This is a genomic window from Actinomycetospora aurantiaca (genome assembly GCF_037401875.1).
In the GTDB taxonomy this organism is placed as follows: Bacteria; Actinomycetota; Actinomycetes; order Mycobacteriales; family Pseudonocardiaceae; genus Actinomycetospora; species Actinomycetospora aurantiaca.
Genome location: NZ_JBBEGN010000004.1, coordinates 238,347 through 260,728 on the forward strand (window position 1 = coordinate 238,347; position 22,382 = coordinate 260,728).

Below are 22,382 nucleotides of genomic sequence, written 5' to 3' on the forward strand. Positions count from 1 at the left end.
CCGCACTGCTAGCGTGCGGAACGCGAGACCACAACTCCATCGCTCTACCGGACGCCAGACCCGGAGTCGCCACCTCCGACTGTCGTTCTTCCACCCTGCCGCCCGACGCCCGGACCCCGATGGGACTGGGCCTGCAGTGAAGAAGAACGACGACGAGATTGGTGGCGAGAAGTGAGCGAGGGCGTGTGCACCTGCGGGCGCCGTGTGACGAACCAAGGGCCCGGGGACAACTTCGCAGGTCGCAACTTGCGTTTGTGCTGCCATCCCGTCGTGGCGCGACACAGGCGGAATGACGAAGACCGGGACGACCGCAGCGAGCGGCGCCAACGGTGGTGGCGGACGGGCGCGAGCGTCGGCGCACTCCTCGTCGGGGTCGCGCGGTGGGTGGCCGTTCCTGTGGTCGTAGTGGACGCTCGCCAGGCGGAAGGACCGGGCCCGGGGTCGAGGTACCCCCACCCCTCCCCCGGCCGCGAGCGCCCACGAGAGGTCGCCCACCGCTGGTACTGTCGCCGCTGGAGGCATAGGGCCCTGATCGGCGAGGCAGCGCGACACCCCCGCGCTCGTCGTCGTACACCCACCCGATGCGCGACGAATCCGCATTCGTCGTGTTGTTCGGCTTGGCTGTACGAACTAGGGGCGGGCCTTGTCTGACATCGACGAGCAGCAGAACGAGCGCGACGAGAACGACCGTGAACCGCGCGATTGGAAGAAGTTGCGGAAGCGTCTGCGCACTGGCGCGGCGTTCTTCGTGATGGCGGCACCAGGCTGGTGGCCGATCGTCGAGCACTTCTTGCCGTGATCGGCAACGCGCGACAGGACCCGGGCTCCGCGGCATCGAGTTGTCGGACCCCTGGTCCACACTTCTCGACATGAAGCAGGCGTGCGGCAGGTGCGGGAAGTGGTTCGTGATGGAGCACGACGGCGAGGGGGACGGGGCGCCGGACGACATCGCCAGTCCTTGGGTGTTCCCGGCTCACCAGAGCCGGGGCACGGTGCGCGCGATCGGGCAAGACGTGACGACGTCGTCGGAGTGCGGCGGGAGCGGCCGGAACGAGTGGGAGACCCACAACGCCGTCTGACCCGCCGCTCCCCGCGAGGCTTGGACCGTCGGACCCCGTGCGTACGCTCCTCGCCATGCCTAGCGCGGTCTGCGGTTGGTGCGGTGTGCACTCGAACATGTCAGTGAAGATGGTCGAGGCCGGACCGTTCGACGAGGATGAAGTTGGTCAGCTATTTGGCCTCTATAAGTGCGACCACTGCACGGCATCTTCGCTTGGGTACGCGAGAGTCTCAATGAGGGATGTACGCGACCTTCTCGGCTACGGCGCGTCAGTCACCTTCGAGATCGCCCTAGAGATCGAGGACAACACTGCCGGACTAATGTGGCTTCCTCATAGCGGCGCCAATCTAGAGCTGAACCACACGCCGGAAGAGATCGCGGACGCCGCGAAGGAAGCCCGCGCGTGCCTCAATGCTGGCTACCGGCGGGCCTCCGTGCAGCTAGCGCGCTCCGTTGTGGAGGCGACGGCGAAGGACAAGGGGATCACGGTCCACAACATCGCACCGAAGATCAACGAGATGTTCAATCAGCGGCTGATCCGCGAGCACATCCGCGACGGTGCGCACGAAGTCCGGCACCTAGGAAACGACATGGCGCATGGCGACTTCACGGAGCCGGTCACGGACGAGGACGCGCAGATGGTGCTCACGCTGATGCATGAGGTGCTCGTCGAGGTGTACGAGAGTCCCGGGCGCGTACGAGAGGCGCAGAGCCGACGCGCAGCCCGAAGCGCCGGCCAACAGCCCTAGAGACGCACGACACCCCCGATCCCCGCAAGAAGGTGACGGGGAGTCGGGGGTGTCAGTAGGTCCGGCGCGCGGCCTGGCCAGCGGGCGCCGAACGAGAACTACAGCCGGGCGCGGGACCTCCGGGCCAGGACGGCCCGCGCCTCGATCGCGGCCGGGGTGTCGGTCCGCGCCACGACCGGGTCGAGGTCGAGCACCGTGGTGTCCTCGCCGTCCACCTCGATCGTCTTGGTGCGCACGGTGTGCGGCTCGAACTCCGCGAGCCGGTGCATCGGCGTCGGCGCACCCTTCAGCGAAACTGCGGGAATCGTCGCCATTGTCTTCCTCCTATTCCAAACCCTAGCGGTTCTTCGCCGACGATTCTATCGAGCCGCGAGAAGCGGAATGACATTGTCGTGATCGGACCGATTAGCAGCATTGCCACGCGCTAGCTGAGCGCTTGCTACGGAGGGGGTGGGGGCGCCGATGTCTAGCGTCGACTCCTCCTCGTCGTCCTCGATCCAGTGCGCGTAGACCGTCAGCGTCACGACGAACGACGCGTGCCCTAACCACTTCGAGACCTTCTGGTACGGCTCGCCGGCCATCAGCTGGAGCGTCGCGTACGTGTGCCGGAGGTCGTGGAGCCGCGTCCCTTCCGGCACCCCGGCGGCTCGGTACGCGGGCAGCACGATCGACCGGTAGAGCGACGAGGGGTTGACCGGCCGGGACCAGTCGAGGACGACCGGGGCGTGCGTCCCGCGCGGGCCCTTGCGCTTCGCTCCGCCCCGCGACTCCACGCGGCCGGGGAACAGCGGCGCGTCGGGGTCGGTCCCGGCGGGGTGTGCGTTCTCGAGGTACGCAACGAGGTCCCGCACGAGCCCGGCGGGGAGCGGGACCGTGCGCCGGGACTTCTTGCTCTTCGGGGTCCCCTCGATGCATTCGCCCGCCTTCCAGGTCCGCGTGCGGACGACTCGGACCGACCCGCGAACCCCACCCCCCGCTCGGGCCACCATCCGCACGTCCCCGACGTTGAGCCCTGCGAACTCCGCGGCACGCAGCCCCGTCGAGGCGAGGAACCGCACCGCGAGCGCGTAGACCTCCGACCGCTCCCCCACTGCGGCGACGACGGCTGCGACCTGCATCGACGACAGCGGCGTCCCTTCGAACGTGTAGCCGCTCGCCGCGTGCCCGCTCGTGTCGATCCCCTCTGCGACGTTCTCCCCGAGGGCGTTGCGGCGGGCCGCGTACTTCAACACCCACCGGAACACGTCGTAACCGTGCTTCACGGTCGAGGGCCGCAGTCCTCGGCGGACGAGGGCGGCGTGGAACTTCTCGGCGTCGTGCGCGGTGATCGAGCCGACCGGCCGGGCCGCGAACTCCGGCAGCACGTACCGCCGCAACAGGTCCGCGTAGTCGTCAGCCGTGCGCTCCTTCATCCGCCCGTTCGCGACGGCGCTGCGCTTCGCCTCGATCCAGTCCGCAGCGAACGTCCCGAACGTCTCGCGCCCGGCGGCTTGGTCGAGGGTGCGCCCCGTCGTGATCAACTCGCCGTCGACCTTCTTGCGGTGCTTCTCGGCCGCTGCCTTCTGGTCGGGCTTGAACGTCCCGTACAACACGTCCCGCATCTCGACGCGCCCCCTCGCGTCGCGCACCGGGTCGCCAGCGCGGTACGAACCGTCGTCCGCATCCTTCGCGTGGACCTTGGGGACCTTCCCGCGCACCTTGTAGGCGACGACACGGCCGTCCTTCTTCCGCTCCTGGACGTAGGCCACTACATCGCCCCTTCTCGCACGAGGACCGTCCGCACGGTCGCCGGGCTCCAGTTCCCGCCGTTCGGCGGCGGGGTCCGTCCCTTGTCGAGGGCGGCTGCGATCCGGGCGACCGACAGCCCCTCCCCCCGCAGCCGCTTCATCCGGGCGACGGTCTTGGGGTCGATCTGTCGTGGCCGGCCAAGCTGCGCACCCTTCGCCCGCGCCGCCTCCAGGCCCTCGCGAGTGCGGCGGGCGATCTTGCGGCGTTCCTCCTGGGCGACAGCGAGCCGGATGTTGATAAACATCTCCTGCTCCTCGTCGGCGCTGTCGAGCCCGTCCGTTCCGACCACGCGCCACCCGGCCGCCTTCGCCCGGCTCAGCAGCTCCGCCCCGTCGAGCGTCGAGCGGGAAGCACGGTCGAGGTCCCGCACGGCCATCGCGTCGGCGACCCCCGCCCGCAGCAGCGCTTCGACCGCGAGCCGCCCGTACATGCGCGCCGGGTCCCGCGTGCTGGCGACCTCCGGGACGACCGTCACGAGGGAGTGGCCGTTGAGCTCGCACCACTTCCGGAGGGCGTCCGTCTGCGCGTCGAGCCCGTGGCTGTTGTCGCCCGCCTGCTGCGCGGTCGAGACCCTGACGTAGCCGATCAGCCGGAGGGAGGTCCGGGGCGCGGGCGAGACGGCCCCGCGCTGTGGGCCCGTTCCACCGCTCCCGCGATGGCGGGCCTTCGGGGTCGCCCCGGAGGGGGTCACCCGGTCCATCGCCTCTCCGCCCACGCGCGCTGTGCGGCGGCGGGGGTTGGCCGGCGCGGTCACAGCGCCACCGCCCGCAGAATCGACTGCTCCGGGTAGCCAACAGCGCGCGACCCGTCCTCGAAGTGCACGACGACCCGGCACGACACGACCCGCCGCTCGACGCGCTCGACCCGGGACCACTCGTCGGTCGAGGCGTTCTCCTCGATCGACAGGGCCGGGTCGTGCTCGGCGACGATGTCGCCCGCGTCGAGCCACGCAACGGGCACGACCTCGATCCGGGATGGGCTGGTCGGGGCCGTCGACTCCGGGGAGGGGTGGGGGGCCACAGGGTTCTCCTCGCGGTTGCGATCTCCGGGAGGTGACGTGGTAACTGGACGTCAACTCCCATTTGCAACCGCGACGGTCCGCCAGCTCCTGTGCGCTGAACTCGTCCAGATGGGTCGTGTTGATCATCGAACGGCGCCCGGCGACCCGCGCGGCCCGTTCCACGCCCCCAACACGGCGAGGGCCGCCTTGCTCGGTCCCCCCACCCCCTCCCGGAGCCGGTCCTCCTCCCGGCACCCGCGACACCGCTCCGGGTACGCGAGCAGCCCGGCCGCCCGCAGTTCGTCGAAGCCCGGGAACACGAGCCCGCACCCCCGGCACCGCACGTCGCCGTCCTCGTCTGGCCCGTTGTCGCGGTAGGGGTCCACCGCCGTCACGAACCCGCGCCCGTAGCTACGCAACGGACACCCACCTTCGAGCAAGAACTGTGCTACAATTGTCAGAGCATCGTTCGTGCGCGAGCCTGCACAGCCGCGAAGGCATTAAGCCCTTCGCGGCTTTTTGTTGCCGTAAAGAAGTTGGCACTAGAAGGAAGTCCTTAAACTGAAAGTATTGGAGAGCAGTCCTATGGGAATCTTTGAAGCATTGCTAGTTAGCGTAGGTGTAATGACCTTCCTACTAACACCTGTTCTAATCTTCGCAGCCTGGCTGGTCAGAGAGACCGGCTCGGTCGAGGCCCTCCAGCAAGTATGGAGCGTCTTCAAGGTCGTGCCTATGCTGGTACGAACTCTTGGAGCTTTAGTAGCGATCATCCTCTTCCTGTAGTTCCTGAATAGCTGGATCGAGCAGGTTAGGGGCGGGGGCTTCGCGATCAACGCGCGTGGCCTCCGCCAGCACCCGCTCCCACGGCTTCATCGAGTGCTCCAGCTCGACCTTGTCCGACGACTTGGCCCCGGCGCGGTCGAGCAAGTCGCGCACAGCCGCGAGACGGACCGGCGAGGGCTGTTCGGGATCGAGCGCAATATCGATCTCCGCTTGCATCAACCGCACGGACGCGTTCCGTGCACGAGTCAGTGCGGCCTGCACGGTCTGTTCTGCCGCGCCGCCGTGGACGTAGCAAACCTCTGCGCCGGTCATCGGCAACCGCTGACAGGGCCTCCCGTCCTTCCGACGGCGACGACCGCAACGCCTCTCCTGGGGCACGTTGGCGTGCTTCGGGTTCCCCTCACCCGTCCCGCCATAGGGTCGACGCTTCCCGCTCTTTGGGTCTGGCTTCGTGTAGTCAACCCTCTTCACCGCCGCATTGACGACGGCTTCGCTTGACGACTTGTCCGTCTCGTTCTCGAACACGAGAGCCTTGTTCTTCTCTGCCTTGTTCCTAGCCATCTTTCCTCCTCGGTATCGGCCGGGTAGGGGCTACCGGTAGCGCCGCTGCAGGCTTCTGACCTGAGCGGTAACGGGGTAGCGGGGGCTTAGGGGTATCCGGCCGACTCGCCTCGAATCGCGACGACAACTCTCCCCTATATCTCTAGAAGTATACTTTTTTACGGTAGGACGTAGAGCGACGGAACTGTCGTTCTTCGAGGGAGCCACACAGATACCCCCGGAGGCCGCTACCCCGTTACCGCCCTGGTCGGGGGCGGTTTTCGGGGGCTACGGGTAGCGGCAGGGCGTCCGCTACCCCCGCGGAATAGCGACGCCATACCGGCTCAAACCACTCGCGCCGGTAACCGCGTCGGTTCACGCCGCCCATCTTGATCTGCCTGGGCTTGATCTCGTACGGCTGGAGAAGAGATGCGATCTCGTTCACCGTGATCGGTCTGCCGTAGGCGTACGTGTCCCAACCGGTATCCCGCATACCCGTCAGGAGTGCCTGCAACTTCTCGGAGTGCACTCCACTCTTACCCGCCGGCCAGACCTCCGCGATGTCCCGCAGCAGCTCAACGCCCTTCCCCTCGACCACCCGGGTCGCTTCCGTCTCGGTCATGTCCTTTGCGGCGATACGCGCCCGTTCCGGCCACTCGCCGCCCGCGACGTCCGCAATCCGCAGCAACGACTCCCACACGTCCGCTTCTCGATCGCTGAGCGTGTCGTCCTCGCGCGGCTCCGACAGCTCGTGCTGGACGGACTCAGTCCACTCGCCGATGCGCTTACCAAGGCTGCGGAGCCGCTTCGCGTCGCGCTGGCGGAAAGGCGACACCGACTCGTGAGGTTCTCTCCGCCGCATCCGCAGGACGACGCTGCGATCCATGATCGTGTCGGGGAGGTCTCCGATTGCTCCGAACATCGCCATAGAGAAGGTGCTGTATTGCTTCACGTCCCCGTTGGGCGCGACGCGATACGTGAACTGGTCGCGCTCGAATCCAGCGTTGTAGAAGCTGCGCAGGTCCTCCGCTCCAGCGTCGTTCTTCTTGCTGAAGATCGTGTCCATCTCGTCGTGAAGAATCGTGATGGGCGCGATGGCCGCGACGCGGTACAGCACAGCCGCAGTCGCATTAGCCGTCTGGAACGGGCGGGCGACGAGAGGGTGCGTCACCTCCAACACCCGACTTTTCCCACAGCGCTTTTCCGGAGACGTGACGACGATGCGGCTCGCGAACGTCCAAGCCTCGATCGCATGTGTCGCCGCAACCCAGAGTGCTACAGCCGTATATGCCCACTCGGAGGGCAGGACGACGTGCCGCCGGTACACCGCCTCCACCTCATCCAGCAGTGCTGCTCCGTCCGTCGGATCGGTAGACGTTCCCTCCTCCCGCAGGATCGCCGCTTCGTCCGACACACGCTCGTACTCCTCGGCCTCCCGACGCTCGTATTCGGCCAGCACCTGACGCCAATGCGGATAGACCTGTTCGGCGGGTCGGGTACGCTTCTTGCTAGGCACTAAGTCTCCTTTCCGATTCTGGTGCCGCCGCCCAGGACCGACATGGGGTGTCTTGCTTGGGTATCGGGGAACTGCCCTCTCCCTGGCTCCGACACCGGGGAGAGGGCGCCTCACTTCTCCGCGTCTCGCTGGTTCCGCTCGTTGTATTCGGCGATATGCCTCTGGAACTCGCCCCACAGCTTTTCGCCGGACATGCGAGCCAGCCGTCGCGCCGTGAACTCGTCCAGCTCCGGGCGCTCGCCCTCGTCGTCCGGCCGCCGCATCGCGATCACTTCTTGCTCCGCTTCTTCTTGGAGGGGGAGGGGGTGGCCTGCTCGTCCAGGTACTCGAAGAGGTCCGACACCGCGACCCGCACCACTCGGGACATCGAGACGCCGTGCTCCTCGGCGAGAAGGCGCAACCGCTCTGCATCCGCCTCAGTGAAGCGGATCAGCATTGGCTTGGAATGCTTCTTGCGCTTCTCTTCCTTCATGGCGGTAGGCATAGGTGTCCCCTTCGCGGAACTCTCGGTGAATCTCTATCGGACGCGGATAACGCTACCCGATAGCGATTCCTGCGATTACGCGCTCAACTTGCCGCGGCGCAATGCGGAGTTCTCGTACTGCTCCCATTCCTCGTCCGACAGGCTGAGCTGCCCGCCGTGATAGAACGCGCCGACCGGCCCCGCGAGACCGCTCGTTCCTGACCCGGAGGTGGACGCTCGCGCCCTGAACCGGTCGATCGCCTCCCGGAGGTCCCCCGCGCGCAGTACGGCCATCTCGTCCCACCCGTAGCCCGCTGCGAAGTGGTCTCGGAGGTCTGCGCCCCGCTTCTCGATCGAGGGGTGTGCGGCGATGATCTCGATGCGAGCCCGGCGGATGCCCGCCTCCTGGAGCTGGACGACACGGCGCGCGGCGCACGAGTACCCGGCGTCGTCCCGGTCCGCCGCGACGTACACCCGCCCCTTGTAGCGGCGGAGATGGCCGGCTTGCTCATAGGTGGAGCTCCCGGCCGCATTCGGGTGCGTGAACGCCCAGCAGTCCTCGTCGTTCGCGGTCCGCTTGTCCGTCTCGCCCTCGGTCCACACCAGCTCACCCCCCTTCCCCTCAGCGACCGCTTCTCGGATGTCGTCGAGCCCGTGGACACACCGGTCCCGGAGCGACTGCGGGATGTAGGTCCGGCCCTCGTCCTTGATCGAGCGCCGGGGGTCGGTGGGGTGGTCGGGGTGCGGAGCCGCGTACCAAATCACCCGGTCGCCGTTGTTCCGCGTCGCCCGCCGCTGCCAGAAGGCAATCCGCCGAGGGACGCACTCGTAGGCGAAGTTGAACCATGGGCCCTTCACCGCGCGACCACCGAACCGATTTGCACGTCTCGCCCGCGAGGGAATGTCGCGAAAGGGCCGTCTCCCACGCTTCGCACTCGGCGCCGGTCCTCCTCGCGCTCGATCGCCGACCGCATCGCCCGCAGCGACACCCGACGGAGGTCCGCGAGCCCGTAGCCCTCGGCGAAGTGGTCGGCGACGGTCGCCCCTTCCCACAGGTCCGACGACGGCGCCCGGAACTGGACCTGCCGCGCCGACAGGACCCCGTCGGTCAGCACGCGCCACCGATGTCGAGCCTCGAACGCACCGGCGTCGTCCACCGTCACCCCGACGAGCAACAGCCCCGAGAACCCGCGCAGCCGGTCGGCGTGTCGGGTCGAGAACTCGCCCCACGCCATGAACGCGTTCTGTCCCTCGGCCCGGAGGGCTCGCACGTCCTCCTCGTTCGGCACGAGCCACGCGACCGCGCCCGGCCCGGCGAGGACGGCGGCCTGGGTCGCGCCATTCGGCGTGATTCGCCAGTTCTTCATTCGCTTAACTGCCATAGGATATACTCAATTCTGGCTCTCTTCGCGAGAGCCCGTCGGGCGCCGGACCGGGGAAACAGAGTCGGCCAAAACTTGTTAGGCCCCGGTCCGGCGTCGTTCACGTAGGATTCCCGTTGCCCGCGCGGATGACGTGGGGCGACCGGGTCCCGAAGGGATCCAGCTGGGGTTGAAGTACCGAGAGGCCCGCACTGCTCACGTGGTGCGGGCCTTTCGCATGTCTACGTTCCAGCAGGGCGGAACGGCGGGGGCGCGGCCACGTCGAGCGGGTGGACGAGGAAGGTGTACTTGTCGTACAGCGCCTCTCCGACACCGATCGGGTCGGCCGCCCGGTTCTCGTTCCAGGCGTGCTGTTCCTCGATCCGGCTGATCATCGCCCGATCCGCGCGGCACTGCCTCTCCAGCTCATCGAGCTCATCGGCGACCTTGTCCACGTCCACGATCCGCGAGCCGCAGGCCTTCGTGATCTCCCGTGCGGCCTTCTGGACGTTGGCGGACGACGTGCTGACCCGATCGGCCATCCCGAAGATGCGCTCCCGCTCGCCCTCGATGTGCGCGGTGCCCTCGCTGCGGAGCTGGTTCTCCGCGCGCTGCACCGCCATCTCGCGCTGGTACTCCTCGGACTGCGGTCCGGGGTTCTGCGCGGCCCACTGCTTCCTGTAGTCAGCGAGTCGAGGCATCAGCCGTTCCCCCTCATCGGCCCGATCGGCGTGGTCTGCTGGACGCGCCGCTCGCGCCTCGCTTGTTTGCGGTCCGATCGGGCACGAGCGCGGTCCGCGCTGTCCTCCTGCTCGGCGAGCGCGCGTCGCGCCTCCAGAACCGCCTGCTCTGCGGCGTCGGCCCCCTTCGCTAGTGTGATCATCTTGCGCCGATTAGGCATCGCTGTTCTCCTCCTTCTGCATCGTGCTGTTCAGGCCCACTTCGATGTTCATTCGGACTGCTTCCGCGATCGGAACACGCATGATGATCGCTTCGAGGTCGAGCCTTTCCCACTGCTCTTCCGTCATTGCGATCTTGAGCGTGCGCTCGAACTTCTTGGGGCGACCCACTACCGACCTCCGTCCCGGATTACGGGGTACTTCTCTTCCAGGGCCCGCCGGTTCGGCGACATTCCGCTCATGACGCCTGGACCGGCGACCTGTTCGAGCATCGCCCGGTCGAATGCGGTCCGCCGCTGCATCGCGCCGCGCCCGGTTGGACCAACGCCCGACGAACCGTGCGGTCGTCGGTCCTCCGCGTCCTCCTCCGCGTCGTCCATCTCCGGACGGGCGCCTTCCTTCGCAGGCTCAACTCCATACGCGGCGAGAATGTCGCTGACCCCACCCCCACCCTCGACGGGCGGCGCACTCGTCGTTCCCGGTGGGGGCCCGTCACCGCTTCTCTGTCTCCACTCCACGATTCCTCCTCGATCCGTTTCCGGGGTCGATAAGAACCGTAACCGACTCGAATACGGAGCCGACGATTCCTCAAAGCCGAATGCAATAGAGCGGCGCGTTTCCGCTGGTTACTGCTCCCCGCACAGCGCGAACTCGATTCGTTCCCACATGGCAATTAGCGCCCGTGTTGCTTCGGGGTCCCGGTCCTCGGTCGCCCGCCGGATGAGCGCGTCGAGGCTGTCGCCTTGGCCAGCCAGGGGGCCGCTCGTGGCTTCCTCGCGTGTCGCCTTCACAAGCCGTCGGACCTCGAACAGGTCCACGAGGCACGGCCCCGTCGGGCCGGACGGGCGGATGCGGGAGAGGCGCCCTTCACTCTGTGCTCGACGGACGGAGCGGGCGCTGTAGCCGTAGCGCTCCAATATCGGGTCGTGACGGCGGACGTACCGGGGAGGGGTGGGTTCGTGCTGCATGGAGAACTCCTCGTCTGCGAAAGGGAGGGCCGCCCGCAGCACGACGCCACGGGCGGCCCGGTACGTCACTCGGGCAGGCCGTACCGCACGCGCTCGCCGCAGTACTCGCCCATCAACGTCCCGCGCTCCACGAGCCAGTCCAGGACGGTTCGCAGCGCTGCCGCGGAGCACTCCTCGTCGTGCAACGCCTCGAACTCCGACCAGTCGTGCCAGCCGTCGTCGAGCGTGAGCATCAGCTCCAAGATGCGAACGGCCGCGTCCATGTGTTCATCGAGCCGGGGGCTCGCGAACGGGAGCTTGTTGCTCTGCGCGTGCTCCTCCGCCTCAGCCAGGAGGGTTTCCCGTAGTGAAGTGGTCGCCATCGTCGGTCCTCTCGGGATGCGTCACCGAGAGGTCCGCGCGCGAGGCGACACCCCCGGCGACGCGTGGTCGTCGGTGAGTGCTGCTCGGCTGCGCATGATGGACATGGCGGGCATCTAGTCCACGCCTAGGACGCCGAAGCGTCCCTCCTCCACCAACAGCGCCGGTTACCTCTCCGGAGGTGGATCACCCACTGCCCGGAGAAGCAGCGACGGGGAGACCTTGGCCGACCGGCGTAGACCGGCGCAAGGCCCTCGGTCAGCGGCGGGCAAGTGGCCCCCGTCACGCCGTTCTCGCCCGCCGTCGACCGGCCCCGACCGGGGGCTGTAGGGGGCGCGTAGGGGGCAACGATCTTGGTGTCGACCCCGTGAACGACAAAGCCCCCGGCCAGACATGCTGGTCAGGGGCTCTGTGGCGGGTGAAGGATTCGAACCTTCGAAGCTTTCGCGACGGATTTACAGTCCGCTCCCATTGGCCGCTCGGGCAACCCGCCGGGATTCCGCCTCGGTGGACGGCGGAGGAAAGCCTACAAGCCACCGTCCCGCTGGGACGCACCCGGGGGGTGGGTGTAGACCGGTGCCACCCGCCGTCACCGCAGCCCGAGGAGGAGCCCCGGCATGGCGAACCCGTCGTTCGACGTCGTGAGCAAGGTGGACCGCCAGGAGGTGGACAACGCGCTCAACCAGGCCGCCAAGGAGCTCTCGCAGCGCTACGACTTCCGGGGCACCGGGGCGTCGATCGCGTGGGCCGGCGAAGAGGCCGTCACGATCGGCGCGGAGACCGAGGAGCGCTGCCAGGCCGCGATCGAGGTGTTCAAGGAGAAGCTGATCCGCCGGGACATCTCGCTCAAGGCCTTCGACGTGGGCGACCCGGCGGTCTCGGGTAAGACCTGGAAGGTCACCGGGACCCTGGTGCAGGGCATCTCCAAGGAGAAGGGCAAGGAGATCTCCAAGGTGATCCGCGACGAGGGCCCCAAGGGTGTCCAGGCCCAGATCCAGGACGACCAGCTCCGGGTCACCGGCAAGAAGAAGGACGACCTCCAGGCGGTCATCTCGCTGCTCAAGGGGCAGGACTTCGGCATCGCGCTGCAGTTCACGAACTACCGCTGACGCCGAGGTGGCCCGTCGACGTTGTGGCGATCGTGACGTCCAGTGTCAGCATGGCCGCACTGCTGACACCGGGCGGAGCTGCCACCCGCGGTCGTAGGGTCCCCCGCCGTGGCCTGGTGGGAGATCGCGCTCATCGCCGTCGCCGGGGTGTGGGCGGGGACGATCAACACCGTCGTGGGGTCGGGGACCCTGGTGACATTCCCGGTGCTGGTGGCGCTGGGCTTCCCCCCGGTGACGGCGACGACGTCGAACGCGATCGGGCTGATCACCGGCACGATCACCGGGGCCTACGGCTACCGGTCGGAGCTGCGGGGTCACGGGCCCCGGCTCGTGCGCTACGGCGTCGCGTCGCTGTTCGGCGCGATCGGCGGCACCGTCCTGCTGCTGTCGTTGCCCGCCGACGCGTTCGAGACGATCGTCCCGGTGCTGGTCGGGGCGGCCGTCGTGCTCGTCGCGGTGCAGCCCCTGCTCACGAGACGACTGCGGGACCGGGACACCGGCTCGACCGGCCGGCCGTGGCTGCTCTACCCGCTGATCTTCCTGGTCGGGGTCTACGGCGGCTACTTCACCGCGGCGCAGGGCATCATGCTGGTCGGAATCATGGGGCTCCTCCTCGACGACCCGCTGCAGCGGCTGAACGCCTTCAAGAACGCGCTGGCCGCCGTCGTGAACCTCGTCGCGGGCGCGATCTACGCGTTCGTCGCCCCGATCGACTGGACCGTGGTGCTGATCCTCGCGATCTCCTCGACCGTCGGTGGTCTGCTCGGCGCGCGCATCGGCCGGCGCCTCTCCCCGGTGGTGCTGCGGGTGGTGATCGTGGTGATCGGCGTCGCCGCGATCGTCGACCTGGTGCTCAGCGCCTGACCAGCAGCGGCGTCGGCGCCGCGACGTCCGCGCCCGCCCGGACCCACAGGTGCCCGGCGTCGAGCCCGAGGCGCTCGAGCACCCCGACCGCCGACGACGACGGGTAGCCCAGCACCGCCGCGAGCAGGTGGGCGACGTCGACCGCCCCGCCGCGCGCGCGACGGGCCGCCGCCGCGAGCGACGCGGCGGCGCACGGACTCAGGGGCGGGGCGCCCGCTCGGCGCCGCAGCGGGAGGAGCCCCCGGACCCGGTCCGGGTCGACGTCGGCGAGCAGCGGGTCCCCGGACTCCCGCCCCTCCTCCGCGAGGCCGAGCAGCAGGTGGGCGGTGCCGATCTCGGCCGCGCCCAGCCCGAGGGCCTCCCGTCGGGCGAGATCGAGAGACCGCGAGGAGCGAGGTGTCAGGCGCATGGGGACCACCCTCGCCGTCGGGAACCACCCCGGGCCTCCGGTGGAACCCTGATTCCCACCAGGGTGAACGGCATGTACCTCTTACCGGGGGTAGCCCTTACATGGTGTTTGCTGTTACCTTCGGTCGCACTAACCAGCGATGGAGGTGGGGACGCGGTGGGTGTGCGGCGCCAGCAGGACTACGGCTTCTTCGGACCGGACTCGGTGACCTGGCGGGTCTGGAGCTATCCGACCTCGCTCGTGCTCGGCTTCCTGCGTGCCGTGGTCATCGAGGAGCTGGATCCGCACCTGGTGGCCTCCGTGGACCAGTCCGGCCAGGTCAAGCAACGCCCCCGGCTGCGCTACGACCGCACGATGCAGTACTTCGCCACCGTGAAGTTCGGCGACGCGGAGTCGGTGCTGCGCGCCTCGGACACGTTGATGAAGATTCACGCCCGGGCGGTCGGCCACGACCCGGTCACCGGCGGGACCTACGACGCGAACGACCCGGCGTCCCAGCTGTGGATCCACCTCACCGCCTGGCACTCGATCCTCTACACCTACGAGGTCTTCGGCCCCGGGAAGCTGACCCCCGCCGAGGAGGACCGGTACTGGGAGGAGTGCGCCCTCGCGGCCGAGTTCCAGACGATCGACCCGGCCGACGTGCCCCGCACCCGCGACGGCATCCGCGCCTACTTCGCGGCGTACCGGCCGAAGCTGGTCGGCTCCGAGGTCGCGCAGGACATGATGGACTTCCTGCTGGACGCGAACACGATCGTGCTGCCCGAGCGGATGCCGGGGCCGCTGAGGTTCGTCTTCAACGCGGTCGTCCGCCGGGCGGTCATCGCGACGATGCCGCGGTGGATGCGCAAGCTCGGGGCCACGAGGCAGTCCGGGCCCACCGACCGGGTCGCGATCGCCCTGACCCGCCCGGTGGTCCGTCTGGTCGCCGCGAGCAAGCACGTGCAGCTGTGGGCGCTCAAGCTGGCGAGCCCGCGCACGGTCCCGCTGATCGAGCCGCTGGTGCGCGGTCTCGCCCCGGTGAACCCGGTAGTCCGCGAGCCCGCGGAGGCCCGGGCGCAGTACGGCGTCGTGGACCCGCGCACGCAGTACGCCGAGCTCCAGGCGGCGCGTGCCGCGCAGGCGGGGCCCGCGCCCTACCCCTTCCACCACCGCGAGGACCTGGTCGCCTTCCCGGCGTGAGCCCGCGGCGGGCGGTTCCCCGGGCCCGCGCCGCCCGGGGAACCGCCCGGCATCAGGCGCGGCGCGGCCGGCCGACGAGCTGGTGCGCGCCGGCCGCGCCCGCGAGCGCGGCGGCCGAGAGCAGGCCGTACCAGAGGACGTCGTCCTGGCCGGGCGCCGCGGCGAACGGGGCGGGCGCGGCGGCGGGTGCCGCCGCCACGTCCAGGGGTGCCGACACCGCGACCGTGCCGGGAGCGGCCGACAGACCGGCGAGCGCGACACCCGCGAGGGCGATGCGCCCGACGACGGGGCGGGCGTGGCGGGTGCGACGGTGGCTGGGCACAGGTGTCCCCCCGGGAGGTGCGGCGGGTGATGGAGGAGAGCGATGCGCTCGTGCCCGGGATGTCGCCGGCGGCGACCGGATCGTTATCGCTCCTTGACCCGGGGCACTCGAAGGAGTGACGCGCACTGCGCCATCTAGAGTCCCCCGGCGTGAAGGGAATCGTGCTCGCCGGGGGAAGCGGGACCCGACTGCACCCGGTCACCCGGGCGGTCTCGAAACAGCTCCTGCCGGTCTACGACAAGCCGATGATCTACTACCCGATCTCGGTGCTCATGATCGCCGGCGTCCGGGACATCCTGATCATCTCCACCCCGGTCGACCTGCCCGCCTTCCAGCGGCTGCTCGGCGACGGCTCCGACCTGGGCGTCCGCTTCTCCTACGCCGAGCAGGCCGAGCCCAACGGCCTGGCCGAGGCCTTCCTCATCGGCGCCGACCACATCGGCGACGACTCCGCCGCCCTCGTGCTCGGCGACAACATCTTCCACGGCCAGGGCTTCTCGACGATCCTGCAGCGCGCGGTCGCCCAGGTGGAGTCCGACAAGGGCGCCACCCTGTTCGGCTACCCCGTCGGCGACCCCGAGCGCTACGGCGTCGGCGAGGCCGACGAGGCGGGCCGGCTGATCTCCATCGAGGAGAAACCGGCGAAGCCCCGGTCCAACCGCGCCATCACCGGGCTCTACCTCTACGACAACGACGTCGTCTCCCTGGCCCGCACCCTGACCCCCTCCCCGCGCGGCGAGCTGGAGATCACCGACCTCAACCTCGCCTACATGCACCGCGGCGACGCCCGCCTGATCGACCTCGGCCGCGGCTTCGCCTGGCTCGACACCGGCACCCACGACTCCCTGGTCGAGGCCGGCCAGTACATCTCCGTGCTCGAGCACCGCCAGGGCGTGCGCATCGCCTGCCTCGAGGAACTCGCCCTGCGCGAAGGATGGATCACCCCGCAGGCCTGCCTCGACCTCGGCCGGGCCCAGGGCAAGTCCGGCTACGGCGAGTACGTCATGGACGTGGCCCGCCGGGCGGGGGCGGCGTCGTAGCCGGGCCGGAGCGCGACTTCGTCGGCCACGGGCCGACGGCGCCGCTGCCGCGCTGGCCGGACGGCTCGCTCGTCGCGGTCAACGTCGTCGTCAACGTCGAGGAGGGCGCGGAGGCGTCCTGGCCCGACGGCGAGGGCAACGACGGCTGGGGCGAGTACGCGCTGCCGATCGATCCGGCGGTGCGCGACCTCGGCACCGAGGGGCACTACGAGTTCGGCTCCCGCGTCGGCATCTGGCGCCTCGTGCGGCTGTTCGAGCGGTACGACGCACCGGTCACCTTCGGGGTCTGCGCGCGGGCCCTCGAACGCAACCCGCCGTTCGCGGCGTGGCTGCGCGCGAGCGGGCACGACGTGCTCGGGCACGGCTACCGGTGGGCCGAGGTCACCCAGATGACCGAGGACGAGGAGCGCGCCGACCTCGAGCACGCGATGCGGGTGCTGCCGGAGCTCGTGGGCCGTCCGGTGCGCGGCTGGTACGTGCGGTCATTCCCGTCGGAGCGCACCCGGCGGCTGGCGGCGGCGCACCCGGAGCTGCGCTACGACAGCGACGCCGTCAACGACGAGCTGCCCTACCGGACCGAGGTCGACGGACGCCCGTGGCTCGTGGTGCCGTACTCCAAGGTGCACAACGACACCCGGTACTTCCTCCCGCCGACCTACGCGACGCCCCGCCACTTCGCGGAGTCGCTGATCGGTGCGGTCGACCTCCTGCTCGAGGAGGCGCGGCACGGCGCCGGCGCACGGCTCCTGACCGTCGGGCTGCACCCGCGCTGGAGCGGCCAGGCTGCCCGCGCCGTCGCCGTGCGGGACTTCCTGGCCTGGGCGACACAGCAGCCGGAGGTCTCCCTGGTGCACCGGCAGCAGGTCGCCGACTGGTGGGACGAGCAGGTCCCGGCTCAGTCCTGACGGCGGGTGAGCAACCCCGGCGGCACCTCGTCGGCGAGCCACGTGTCGTCGTTGCCGTGCCGGAAGACCACCCCGCTCGCGGCGGCGCCGGCGGCGTCGACCTCGAACACGACGGGCCGCCCGCCGTGGCGCGCCCCGACCGACCGCGCCGTCTCCTCGTCGCCGGACAGGTGCACGAACTGCCGGCCCATTGCCCGCAGACCCTCGGCCGCGACGGCGTCCGCGGTGCGGGGGCCCGTGCCGTGGAAGAGCACCGCGGGCGGGACGGCGGCCGGCAGCTCGACCCGGCCCGCGACCGAGTGCCCGTACCGGGCGCGGATGCGGTCGCCGTCGAGCTCGTAGCGCTGCTTCGAGCCGTTCCGGACGACGTCCTCGACGTCGGCTCTCGTCACGCCGAGGGCCGTGATCAGGACGTCGACCGAGGTCCAGCCCTCGCCGTCGAGCTCGATCCCGATCCGGGCCGGGTCGTGGCGCAGCGCCCGCGACATGCGCTTGGACAGCCGCACCCGATCGGTCACGGGGCCATCTCCATGAGCCGTGCCCACACGTCCTCGGGGACCGGGGCGCCGGTCCGCACGAACGACGCCCGCAGTGCCGGCCACGTCGCCGTCACGGGGTCGGCCCGCAGGTCGGCGAGCGGGATCGGCGGATCGAGTCGCCGGACGACCTCGGCCGCGCAGTTCCAGGGCCGCGCCCCGGCCTCGTACGCCGGTTCCGAGGTGGCCCGCAGCAGGTAGGCGAGGTCCTTGGCGCGCTGCGAGCGGTAGAGGACGGCGAGGTCGCCGGGCCGGGTGTCGCGGTGGCAGGCCCAGCGCATCGCCGGGGCGCCGGGGGCGAGCTTCGGGTGCTCGCGCCCGTCGTCGTCGAGATAGCAGTCCGGGCCGACGACCCACACCCAGTGCCCGGTCACGGCAGCCGCTCCGCGAGCGGCGGGAGCTCGAACGGCACGTGCGGCTCGGCCTGGTACCAGTAGGCCACCGAGGACCAGTCGTCGCTGCGCCGGTTCGCGTGCCCGTGCTCGATCGTCACGCGGATGCTGCGCTCGAAGACGACGGGGTCCTCGACGTGGAAACGGTACAGCGAGACCGGCCCGCGCCAGTTGCGTCCGCCGGGGAGCGTGAGCCCGTGGTACGGCGCGGAGTAGGCCTGCGTCGGGCACCAGGCGGTGTTCACGTAGTCCTCGGTCCCGGTGCCGTGCAGGGTCGGGGGCCAGTCGCCGGGCTCCTGGTCGACGAAGATCATGTCGTCGCCCTCGCCGTACCAGTTCCAGCGCCGACGCCGCCGGGGCCGGACGTTCAGCACGCAGCCCACGTAGTGCCCGTGGCCGCGCGCCTCGAGGATCGTGTAGTTGCCGTCTCCTGTCAGGTTCTTCCCGCCGAACTGGTACCGGCCGTTGGAGAGGCCGGGCCGGATCCCCGTCGTGCGTTCGCGGCGGAACTGCGCATGGAACCGCCCGACCTCGGCATCGAGGGTGTCGAGCTCCTCGTGGTCGACGTAGGCGTAGAGCCAGACCTCGCCGGGGGCCTCGTTGCTCACCTCGATGCGGGCGCCGTCGGCGAACGGCATCGCGAACCAGCAGTTCAGCGCCCGTCCGTCCTGCGGGCTCATCTGCAGCGGCGCGGAGACGAAGTTCGTGGTGCGCCCGTGGCCGACGCCGAAGAAGTCCCCGAGGGGCGCCGCCACGCTCGGGGACTCCTCGCCGTCCCACCACATGCGGATCGTGAGCCGCCGGAGGAGCTCCGCGCGCCGCCGTCGGGGGCCGTTCACCGTGATCCAGAGGTGGGTCACCACGCCGGCCCCGTCGACATCGAGCAGGGTCACCGACTCCCCGGGCCGCACGTGCGCGCGGTCGTCGTTGCCGCCGGTGCGGTCCCAGGTCGATTCCCGACGACGGCGGGTGCGGCGCAGGCGGGGCAGGTCCCGCAGGCTCGAGCCGTGGGGGCCGTAGGCGGCGGTCACGGGCGGAGTCTTCCCGGCTCGCGGCACCACGAGACCTCGGGGCGCCTGTCGCGGGCTACTTCCGCGCGACGCTCACCCTGTCGTTGGGAGTCACCGCGACAAGGTGGCCGGAGCGAGGATGTTCGCCGCGACAAGGTGCAGGCAGACCGGGGCGAGCGGGCGCTCACCGCGCCCGGACCGTCTCGCCGGAGCGCTGAGCACTCGTTGGTCACCGGCAGCCCGCCGCCGAGAATCCCCCACGACGACTCGGCTCCAGAAAGTCGGAACCGATCGGCATGCGCCGCAGTCCAAGCCCGTGAGACGACGACACGGGAGGCGCGATGGGTACGCGACGCAGGACGAGACGCACCGTCCGGAGCACGGTCGTCCGGCCACGCACGCCCGGGGCGACGGCGGTGCAGCTGCTGCCGCACCTGCTGGCGGCCGGAGAGCTCGGCCGGCCGTCGGTCGGGGACACCCTGGACGTGGTGCCGGCGATCTACGCGGGGACGGTGCACCACGACGCCGTGCACCACGGCGTCAGCGGGCCGGACCACTGGGTCGTGGACGAGTTCGGGTGCGTCGACGCCCGCGGGGAGCTGACCACGATCCGGCTCGATCCCGACGGCGGGTGCACCTGCCGCATCGAGGTCCTGGGCGCCGGCGGCTGGCTCGCGCCGGTGAACTGGGCGGCGACGCAGCCGCCGGAGGGCGACGGCCCGGTCCACCTCGACGGGTCGCTCTACCTCGACCCGGTGCTCGAGCCGGGCACCGAGCACGGGGACGCGGTCGCGCTCTGCCGCCGCCCCTTCCGGCTCGCCGCCGTCCGGCGCTACCGGCGCACCCTCGACGTGCCGGTCGCCCCGGTACCCCTGTCCCGCTTCCCCGCGCCGGTCGAGGTCACCGAGGACGCGGTGTACATCGCCGACCTGGTCGCGGACCGGTCGTTCGACGCGCCCGAGGCCGCGAGCGGTGCGGCGACGACCAGCGGGGCGGAGGCATGACGACCGCCCGGCACCGGCGCGGGGGCTGGACCTCGCGCGCCGAGGCCCGCCGCAGCGAGGTGACCACCGCGCAGCTCCTGCCCCGCCACCTGCGGGAGGGCCTGCTGCCCGCGGCCGCCGTCGGGGACCTCCTGACGGCGACCCCGGTGATCTACGCGAGCGAGGTGGACCGCATCCGGTGCCGCCCGGAACGACTGTGGGATCTCGACGAGTACGGGACGGTGGTCGCCTGCGGCGTCCCGGGGGTCCTCACGACGGACGCGGGTGACCTCGACGCCCTCGAGATCGGCGACCGCGTGGTCCCGGTCAACCGCGCCGGGCTGGAGTCGGTGCCCGACCTCGACCCCGACCGACCGGTCTACGTCGAGGGCTCGGTGTACCTCGACACGGACCTCCCGCCGACGACGGGCCGCGTCCACCGCCTGGTCGCGGTGCGCCGCTACCGGCTCCGGGCGGGCGGCCGCCCGCCCCGCACCGAGCCCCTGCGTCGCATCCCCGGGCCGGTCGGGATCGACGACGACGTGTTCCTGCACGTCGCCGATCTCGTCGCGCCGGACGTGGGGCCCTGACGGCGCTCAAGACCGCGCGGCGCGGATCTGCTCCGCCGACACCCCGAGCGCCTCGAGATCCTCCGGGCGGCTGTTGCGCAGGAAGTGCTCCATGCCGACCTTGAGGAACAGCGCCTTCGCGGTCCCGACGACGGGCCCGTCCTCGGCGTCGAGACGCGCGGTACCCGTGACGTAGAGCTTGCGCCCGACGCGACCGTCGACCCGGGCGTGCAGCCACAGGGTGGACCCGATCGGCATCGGGCGCCGGAAGTCGGTCTCCAGGCGGGCGGTGACGCACGGCCGGGTCACCAGCGCGACGACCGAGCCGAGCACCTCGTCGAAGGCGGCGGTGAGCAGGCCGCCGTGCAGCAGGCCGGGTGCACCCTGCTGGTCGGGGCGCAGCACCATGCGCGCGGCGACCGCCGCCCCGCCCGCGGGGTCCTCGGCGACCCGGAACTCGAGGCGCAGCCCGTGCGGGACGTCCGCGCACCCGAAGCACACCGCCGAGTGCGGCGGGATCGGCTCGCCGGGCGCGGGTGCCTCCGGGTGCCGCTCGGGCAGCGTCGCGTCGGCGGGGAGCTCCAGGCTCGGGGAGGTGGTGGGGGACGCGGCCATGAGCGCACGCTAACCGTCTTCGGCAGGATGGCGGCCGTGTCAGACACCACGCCGGAGGTCCTGCTCGAGCGCATCACGCCGGACGACGCCCGGGAGGGCGGCGGCGTCATCGCCCTGCTGACCCTGCGCGACCCGAAGCGGCGCAACGCGATGAGCCGTGCCCTGTCCGATTCCCTGGTGGCCGTCCTGGACGAGGTGGAGGCCGACGACCGGATCCACGCGGTCGTCGTCACCGGCGCCGCCGACCGCGGCCCCGCATTCTGCGCGGGCGGTGACCTCGACGAGCTGGCCGCCGTGGGCGCGACGACCGGGCAGGAGGGCGAGGAGGCCATCCGCGGGGTGTACGCCGGCTTCCTGCGGCTCGCCGCGTGCCCGCTGCCCACGATCGCCGCCGTCGACGGGCCCGCCGTGGGCGCGGGCATCAACATGGCGCTCGCGGCCGACATCCGGCTCGCCGGTGACACCGCCCACTTCGAGCCCGGCTTCCTGCGCCTGGGCATCCACCCGGGCGGGGGCATGACGTGGATGACCCAGCGCCTGGTCGGGCCGCAGACCACCCTGGCCATGCTGCTCGGCGGCGAGGCGATGGACGCCGCCGCCGCGGAGCGGGCCGGGCTCGTCCTGCGCCGGGTGCCCGGGGAGGTGCCCGAGCAGGGGCACTCGCCCGTCGTCACGGAGGCGCTGCGGATGGCCGGGTTCTCGGCCCGCGCGCCCCGCGACCTGGTGCGTGCGACCAAGGCCTCGATCCGCACCACGGCGACCCTCACCGAGCACGCCGACGCCGTGTCGGTGGAGGTCGGCCCGCAGCTGACCTCGCTGCGCTCGTCCGCGTTCCGAGCGGGCCTCGAGCGTCTCCGCCGACGCTCCTGAGGCCGGCTTGCTCGGTCCAGCGCTGTGACCCGTGACGAACCCGACCACAGGGGCGATCACCACAGGGTTAGCGTGGACGTTCGACGTAG

Annotated in this window: 31 protein-coding genes and 1 tRNA gene; 11 read left to right on the plus strand and 21 right to left on the minus strand. The window is 70.5% G+C overall.

Annotation, left to right across the window (positions count from 1 at the left end; genetic code table 11):
• Window positions 1-643 precede the first annotated feature (643 nt).
• The 3 genes from WCD74_RS11600 to WCD74_RS11610 all read left to right on the plus strand — a co-directional run bounded on the left by WCD74_RS11600 (window position 644) and on the right by WCD74_RS11610 (window position 1,809).
• Window positions 644-799: a hypothetical protein gene (locus WCD74_RS11600; RefSeq protein ID WP_337694996.1), complete on the plus strand. Its 156-nt coding sequence runs from the start codon at window positions 644-646 to the stop codon at window positions 797-799.
• A gap of 70 nt (window positions 800-869) precedes the next feature.
• Window positions 870-1,079 carry a hypothetical protein gene (locus WCD74_RS11605; protein WP_337694997.1) on the plus strand — a complete coding sequence of 70 codons (210 nt, stop codon included), beginning with the start codon at window positions 870-872 and terminating at the stop codon, window positions 1,077-1,079.
• Window positions 1,080-1,134: 55 nt separating this feature from the next.
• A complete protein-coding gene (locus tag WCD74_RS11610) occupies window positions 1,135-1,809 on the plus strand; it encodes a DUF4145 domain-containing protein (RefSeq protein WP_337694998.1) in 675 nt (224 codons plus the stop codon).
• Window positions 1,810-1,907: 98 nt separating this feature from the next.
• Here the strand turns inward: WCD74_RS11610 and WCD74_RS11615 are convergent, their stop codons facing one another.
• The 15 genes from WCD74_RS11615 to WCD74_RS11685 all read right to left on the minus strand — a co-directional run bounded on the left by WCD74_RS11615 (window position 1,908) and on the right by WCD74_RS11685 (window position 11,980).
• Entirely contained in the window at window positions 1,908-2,123 is a 216-nt protein-coding gene (locus WCD74_RS11615) for a hypothetical protein (protein ID WP_337694999.1), read from the minus strand.
• A 45-nt stretch (window positions 2,124-2,168) separates the two neighbouring features.
• Window positions 2,169-3,557, minus strand: coding sequence for a tyrosine-type recombinase/integrase (locus tag WCD74_RS11620; protein WP_337695000.1), 1,389 nt, complete (start codon window positions 3,555-3,557; stop codon window positions 2,169-2,171).
• Complete coding sequence (locus tag WCD74_RS11625) at window positions 3,557-4,297, minus strand: recombinase family protein (RefSeq protein ID WP_337695001.1); 741 nt, start codon at window positions 4,295-4,297, stop codon at window positions 3,557-3,559. Before WCD74_RS11625 ends, WCD74_RS11620 begins: the two co-directional genes overlap by 1 nt.
• A 50-nt stretch (window positions 4,298-4,347) precedes the next feature.
• On the minus strand, window positions 4,348-4,617 hold the full coding sequence (locus WCD74_RS11630; protein WP_337695002.1) for a hypothetical protein: 270 nt from the start codon (window positions 4,615-4,617) through the stop codon (window positions 4,348-4,350).
• Between the two features lie 123 nt (window positions 4,618-4,740).
• A complete protein-coding gene (locus WCD74_RS11635; RefSeq protein WP_337695003.1) occupies window positions 4,741-5,016 on the minus strand; it encodes a hypothetical protein in 276 nt (91 codons plus the stop codon).
• 337 nt (window positions 5,017-5,353) lie between these two features.
• Entirely contained in the window at window positions 5,354-5,941 is a 588-nt protein-coding gene (locus WCD74_RS11640; RefSeq protein WP_337695004.1) for a hypothetical protein, read from the minus strand.
• Between the two features lie 235 nt (window positions 5,942-6,176).
• On the minus strand, window positions 6,177-7,436 hold the full coding sequence (locus WCD74_RS11645) for a DUF3631 domain-containing protein (RefSeq protein ID WP_337695005.1): 1,260 nt from the start codon (window positions 7,434-7,436) through the stop codon (window positions 6,177-6,179).
• 110 nt (window positions 7,437-7,546) lie between these two features.
• Window positions 7,547-7,708, minus strand: coding sequence for a hypothetical protein (locus WCD74_RS11650; protein WP_337695006.1), 162 nt, complete (start codon window positions 7,706-7,708; stop codon window positions 7,547-7,549).
• Window positions 7,705-7,908, minus strand: a complete 204-nt coding sequence (locus WCD74_RS11655; protein WP_337695007.1) for a hypothetical protein — start codon at window positions 7,906-7,908, stop codon at window positions 7,705-7,707. Before WCD74_RS11655 ends, WCD74_RS11650 begins: the two co-directional genes overlap by 4 nt.
• 87 nt (window positions 7,909-7,995) lie before the next feature.
• Window positions 7,996-8,757 carry a toprim domain-containing protein gene (locus tag WCD74_RS11660; RefSeq protein WP_337695008.1) on the minus strand — a complete coding sequence of 254 codons (762 nt, stop codon included), beginning with the start codon at window positions 8,755-8,757 and terminating at the stop codon, window positions 7,996-7,998.
• Window positions 8,754-9,266: a hypothetical protein gene (locus tag WCD74_RS11665; protein WP_337695009.1), complete on the minus strand. Its 513-nt coding sequence runs from the start codon at window positions 9,264-9,266 to the stop codon at window positions 8,754-8,756. Before WCD74_RS11665 ends, WCD74_RS11660 begins: the two co-directional genes overlap by 4 nt.
• A gap of 236 nt (window positions 9,267-9,502) precedes the next feature.
• A complete protein-coding gene (locus WCD74_RS11670; protein WP_337695010.1) occupies window positions 9,503-9,961 on the minus strand; it encodes a hypothetical protein in 459 nt (152 codons plus the stop codon).
• A 192-nt stretch (window positions 9,962-10,153) separates the two neighbouring features.
• On the minus strand, window positions 10,154-10,330 hold the full coding sequence (locus WCD74_RS11675) for a hypothetical protein (protein ID WP_337695011.1): 177 nt from the start codon (window positions 10,328-10,330) through the stop codon (window positions 10,154-10,156).
• 862 nt (window positions 10,331-11,192) lie between these two features.
• The gene (locus WCD74_RS11680) at window positions 11,193-11,360 is read right to left on the minus strand and encodes a hypothetical protein (protein ID WP_337695012.1); all 168 of its coding nucleotides are present in this window, start codon (window positions 11,358-11,360) and stop codon (window positions 11,193-11,195) included.
• 539 nt (window positions 11,361-11,899) lie between these two features.
• Window positions 11,900-11,980: transfer RNA gene (locus WCD74_RS11685), tRNA-Tyr, on the minus strand.
• 124 nt (window positions 11,981-12,104) lie between these two features.
• Here WCD74_RS11685 and WCD74_RS11690 point away from each other — a divergent pair.
• Window positions 12,105-12,596, plus strand: coding sequence for a YajQ family cyclic di-GMP-binding protein (locus tag WCD74_RS11690; protein WP_337695013.1), 492 nt, complete (start codon window positions 12,105-12,107; stop codon window positions 12,594-12,596).
• A 108-nt stretch (window positions 12,597-12,704) separates the two neighbouring features.
• Entirely contained in the window at window positions 12,705-13,460 is a 756-nt protein-coding gene (locus WCD74_RS11695; RefSeq protein WP_337695014.1) for a sulfite exporter TauE/SafE family protein, read from the plus strand.
• Here WCD74_RS11695 and WCD74_RS11700 read toward each other — a convergent pair.
• Complete coding sequence (locus tag WCD74_RS11700; protein WP_337695015.1) at window positions 13,450-13,869, minus strand: Clp protease N-terminal domain-containing protein; 420 nt, start codon at window positions 13,867-13,869, stop codon at window positions 13,450-13,452. The two genes, WCD74_RS11695 and WCD74_RS11700, sit on opposite strands and share 11 nt — an antisense overlap.
• Window positions 13,870-14,025: 156 nt before the next feature.
• Between WCD74_RS11700 and WCD74_RS11705 the strand changes: the two genes are divergently transcribed.
• Complete coding sequence (locus WCD74_RS11705) at window positions 14,026-15,051, plus strand: oxygenase MpaB family protein (protein WP_337695016.1); 1,026 nt, start codon at window positions 14,026-14,028, stop codon at window positions 15,049-15,051.
• 52 nt (window positions 15,052-15,103) lie between these two features.
• On the opposite strand, the gene WCD74_RS11710 is transcribed toward WCD74_RS11705, so the two are convergent.
• A complete protein-coding gene (locus WCD74_RS11710; RefSeq protein ID WP_337695017.1) occupies window positions 15,104-15,373 on the minus strand; it encodes a hypothetical protein in 270 nt (89 codons plus the stop codon).
• A 149-nt stretch (window positions 15,374-15,522) separates the two neighbouring features.
• On the opposite strand from WCD74_RS11710, the gene rfbA reads away from it, so the two are divergent.
• Complete coding sequence (gene rfbA, locus WCD74_RS11715; RefSeq protein ID WP_337695018.1) at window positions 15,523-16,413, plus strand: glucose-1-phosphate thymidylyltransferase RfbA; 891 nt, start codon at window positions 15,523-15,525, stop codon at window positions 16,411-16,413.
• A complete protein-coding gene (locus tag WCD74_RS11720; RefSeq protein ID WP_337695019.1) occupies window positions 16,308-17,318 on the plus strand; it encodes a polysaccharide deacetylase family protein in 1,011 nt (336 codons plus the stop codon). The genes rfbA and WCD74_RS11720 overlap by 106 nt, the downstream gene beginning before the upstream one ends.
• Here WCD74_RS11720 and WCD74_RS11725 read toward each other — a convergent pair.
• Genes WCD74_RS11725 through WCD74_RS11735 form a run of 3 tightly spaced genes read right to left on the minus strand, consistent with a single transcriptional unit; the run spans window position 17,309 to window position 19,277 of the window.
• Window positions 17,309-17,836, minus strand: coding sequence for an RNA 2'-phosphotransferase (locus tag WCD74_RS11725; RefSeq protein ID WP_337695020.1), 528 nt, complete (start codon window positions 17,834-17,836; stop codon window positions 17,309-17,311). The two genes, WCD74_RS11720 and WCD74_RS11725, sit on opposite strands and share 10 nt — an antisense overlap.
• On the minus strand, window positions 17,833-18,228 hold the full coding sequence (locus WCD74_RS11730) for an EVE domain-containing protein (RefSeq protein WP_337695021.1): 396 nt from the start codon (window positions 18,226-18,228) through the stop codon (window positions 17,833-17,835). The genes WCD74_RS11725 and WCD74_RS11730 overlap by 4 nt, the downstream gene beginning before the upstream one ends.
• The gene (locus WCD74_RS11735; protein ID WP_337695022.1) at window positions 18,225-19,277 is read right to left on the minus strand and encodes a glycoside hydrolase family 172 protein; all 1,053 of its coding nucleotides are present in this window, start codon (window positions 19,275-19,277) and stop codon (window positions 18,225-18,227) included. Before WCD74_RS11735 ends, WCD74_RS11730 begins: the two co-directional genes overlap by 4 nt.
• Before the next feature lie 395 nt (window positions 19,278-19,672).
• Between WCD74_RS11735 and WCD74_RS11740 the strand changes: the two genes are divergently transcribed.
• Both WCD74_RS11740 and WCD74_RS11745 read left to right on the plus strand, forming a co-directional pair.
• Complete coding sequence (locus WCD74_RS11740; protein WP_337695023.1) at window positions 19,673-20,260, plus strand: hypothetical protein; 588 nt, start codon at window positions 19,673-19,675, stop codon at window positions 20,258-20,260.
• The gene (locus WCD74_RS11745) at window positions 20,257-20,829 is read left to right on the plus strand and encodes a hypothetical protein (RefSeq protein WP_337695024.1); all 573 of its coding nucleotides are present in this window, start codon (window positions 20,257-20,259) and stop codon (window positions 20,827-20,829) included. Before WCD74_RS11740 ends, WCD74_RS11745 begins: the two co-directional genes overlap by 4 nt.
• 6 nt (window positions 20,830-20,835) lie before the next feature.
• Here the strand turns inward: WCD74_RS11745 and WCD74_RS11750 are convergent, their stop codons facing one another.
• On the minus strand, window positions 20,836-21,423 hold the full coding sequence (locus WCD74_RS11750; RefSeq protein WP_337695025.1) for a PaaI family thioesterase: 588 nt from the start codon (window positions 21,421-21,423) through the stop codon (window positions 20,836-20,838).
• Window positions 21,424-21,450: 27 nt separating this feature from the next.
• Here WCD74_RS11750 and WCD74_RS11755 point away from each other — a divergent pair, with 27 nt between their 5' ends.
• Entirely contained in the window at window positions 21,451-22,293 is an 843-nt protein-coding gene (locus WCD74_RS11755) for an enoyl-CoA hydratase-related protein (RefSeq protein WP_337695026.1), read from the plus strand.
• The last annotated feature ends 89 nt before the right edge of the window (window positions 22,294-22,382 follow it).